Origin of the sequence: Thermosipho globiformans, from assembly GCF_003990895.1 — a bacterium.
In the GTDB taxonomy this organism is placed as follows: domain Bacteria; phylum Thermotogota; class Thermotogae; order Thermotogales; family Fervidobacteriaceae; genus Thermosipho; species Thermosipho japonicus.
In genome coordinates, this window is the sequence record NZ_BHXD01000032.1 from 1 (window position 1) to 2,387 (window position 2,387).

The following is a 2,387-nucleotide window of genomic DNA, read 5'->3' on the forward strand; positions in this document are numbered from 1 at the left end:
AAGATAATTTAAGAATTATAATCCAATTTAATTAATTTATTACCATCCAAGAAGAGGTATTTACACAAAAAATTACAGGCTACCTTCTGCTCATCCAAAAATGATTAGATTGATTGACAAATAATTTTTACATTGGCCGGGGTGTGGAGTTATTTACACTCGGGCCCGTACAAAAAATTACTTGTCAATTAATCTAGTCATTTCTGCATGTTCTACTTACTATTTCCTTTTCAAAATCTAATAGCACTTTTGCCTAATATAATAAATAAAGTTCCTTTTTCTTGTTTCTAAGTTCTGTAATATCAATAACTAGCAATGTACCAAAAAGTCTTTTTAGCCTTTTACTTACTTTCTTTTTTCGACAATCTTTTCAATCTATAGTGTGTTGCTTTCCTATGAAAATATGAAAAGATTCCTTTATATTTATCAAATACAAGATTAGATATTTTATTGAGTAGTTTTTGTGGTAAAATATTATTAAAATGAACTTTTTCAGCTGCTTCCCCTATTATTGGTAATGATTAGACAAAATAAATTTCACAGGTGTTTCCCTTTTTTTAAATTCTAATTTAATTAATCTTTTACTTTGACCAGGATATTTTATATAAAAAAATATTAACAAAGAACGAATTCAAAAATTATCTAACAAATATCACTAATTTAAATTACTAAATTATATAATATAATTTTTTTGTTGACATTTTTTTGTTTTGAGATATAATAAACATGAACAATTATTCATATATAAAAGATGGTGATCTTAATGAGCAAAAATAAAAACATCACAAAAGATAATATTGATGTTTGTCAGACAATTGAAATTCATGAAGATATTATTAAAAAAGTCCATGAAAATACTCCGGATGAAAATACTTTAAATAAATTAAGTGATCTATTTAAAGTAATTGGTGATAAAACACGAATGAAAATCTTATATGCTTTAATGCAAGTAGACGAGATGTGTGTATGCGATATATCTGTTGTTCTCAACAAAACAATTTCTGCTATTTCGCATCAATTAAGGGTCTTAAGACAGACTAACCTTGTAAAATTTAGAAAAGAAGGAAAGGTTGTCTTTTACTCTCTAAATGATGAACACGTAAAAAAATTAATTGAAGTTGGTTATATTCATATAACTGAGAAATGATTAAAATTCTATAAAATCTCCTGCCAAAAGTTGTAAAGTTGTATATATTCTTCTATTAAATTTTTGTATTCTTCTTTATTTTTTCTTTGTTTATTCTTACAGTTTTTCCTTAAAATGACTGAAGAAGCTTTCTGCTGGTCCATCGTCATATTGTCTTGTGGTGTACCTTTTCTTGACATACTTTGATTATCCCTTTCGCTTTTACAATTTTGCTGTAAAGATGTGTGTAAATTGAAATCTCCTATCTTAATATATCTCTTTCTTTACATCTTCCACCATCTAACCTTTTCTTTATTGTATCTGTCATTACCCTATCGTAATCACCACTTTGAAGATTTGGAGAAAAAAATATGATGATGGTATCATTAAATTAATCAAAAGGGGATTAATTATATGAAATTATATGAAAAAGAAAAGCAATAGTCTTCTTAGGAAGCTTTTCCTCCATGTAAAGCCCTATGACTTCTTGTTTTATATCTAAAGGATACTTTCTAAATTTTTAACCTTTCTAGCTAAAGAAAAACACCCCCTTGTTGGTTTTATCGTACCACTTTGGGGATGTTTTTTCATTTCTGTTTTTTTTTGTCTCATTTCCTGGGTTCAGTGCAATATTTTATCAACTTTATTAAACTTTTTATTTTCTTCCATTCATATTATAAGGCATATTTTGATTATAATGATTCAGTTGTTCCTGATAACCATATTCATTCATCATTCTATAACCATATGGATCAGTATAATAATACCATTCATCCATCATATAACCATTCATCATGCAAGGATTATAACTACGATTATTCAAATATCCATTTTTATTCAATATTGAATATGTTTCATTTTTTATATTTATAGTATCAACAATAATTTCCTTAATTTTTGAAAAATTTGATAAAATGATACCACTAATACTTATTGAATCTTTTACATTAATCGGTAAATTCCCATAATACATTAATATTGGTCTCAATTTTAATATATAATATGATTCTTTTTCATCAACTGCTAATACACTAAAAGTAATATTGTCTAATTCTACTACACTTAATTTTAAAGACACTTGAGTTACATTATTTACAGCATCTGGATTAATATTGTTAATTCCAAATGCAAATAAACTTGACATACCTAAAATCATTGTAACCACTAAAAAATATATTTTTTTCATACTTTCGACCTCCTATTCAATAAGTTTCTTTTTTCTTAAATATTCCTCTTCTGTAATTTCACCATTTACGAATTT

4 protein-coding genes are annotated in these 2,387 nt (G+C 25.9%); 1 reads left to right on the forward strand and 3 read right to left on the reverse strand.

Annotated features, from left to right (window positions below; translation table 11 throughout):
* Positions 1 to 763: 763 nt before the first annotated feature.
* Positions 764 to 1,147, forward strand: coding sequence for an ArsR/SmtB family transcription factor (locus tag EO083_RS09665; RefSeq protein WP_126994241.1), 384 nt, complete (start codon positions 764 to 766; stop codon positions 1,145 to 1,147).
* An 8-nt stretch (positions 1,148 to 1,155) separates the two neighbouring features.
* On the opposite strand, the gene EO083_RS09895 is transcribed toward EO083_RS09665, so the two are convergent.
* The 3 genes from EO083_RS09895 to EO083_RS10215 all read right to left on the reverse strand — a co-directional run.
* Positions 1,156 to 1,326, reverse strand: a complete 171-nt coding sequence (locus tag EO083_RS09895; RefSeq protein ID WP_164723719.1) for a hypothetical protein — start codon at positions 1,324 to 1,326, stop codon at positions 1,156 to 1,158.
* A 455-nt stretch (positions 1,327 to 1,781) separates the two neighbouring features.
* Complete coding sequence (locus tag EO083_RS09670) at positions 1,782 to 2,312, reverse strand: hypothetical protein (RefSeq protein ID WP_126994243.1); 531 nt, start codon at positions 2,310 to 2,312, stop codon at positions 1,782 to 1,784.
* A 12-nt stretch (positions 2,313 to 2,324) separates the two neighbouring features.
* The coding region (locus tag EO083_RS10215) for an SHOCT domain-containing protein (protein WP_206512276.1) at positions 2,325 to 2,387 on the reverse strand (63 nt) is incomplete at its 5' end.

Coding starts and splice junctions, on each gene's coding strand:
- EO083_RS09665 (WP_126994241.1), top strand. CDS start 764: ATGAGCAAAAATAAAAACATCACAAAAGATAATATTGATGTTTGTCAG.
- EO083_RS09895 (WP_164723719.1), bottom strand. CDS start 1,326: ATGTCAAGAAAAGGTACACCACAAGACAATATGACGATGGACCAGCAG.
- EO083_RS09670 (WP_126994243.1), bottom strand. CDS start 2,312: ATGAAAAAAATATATTTTTTAGTGGTTACAATGATTTTAGGTATGTCA.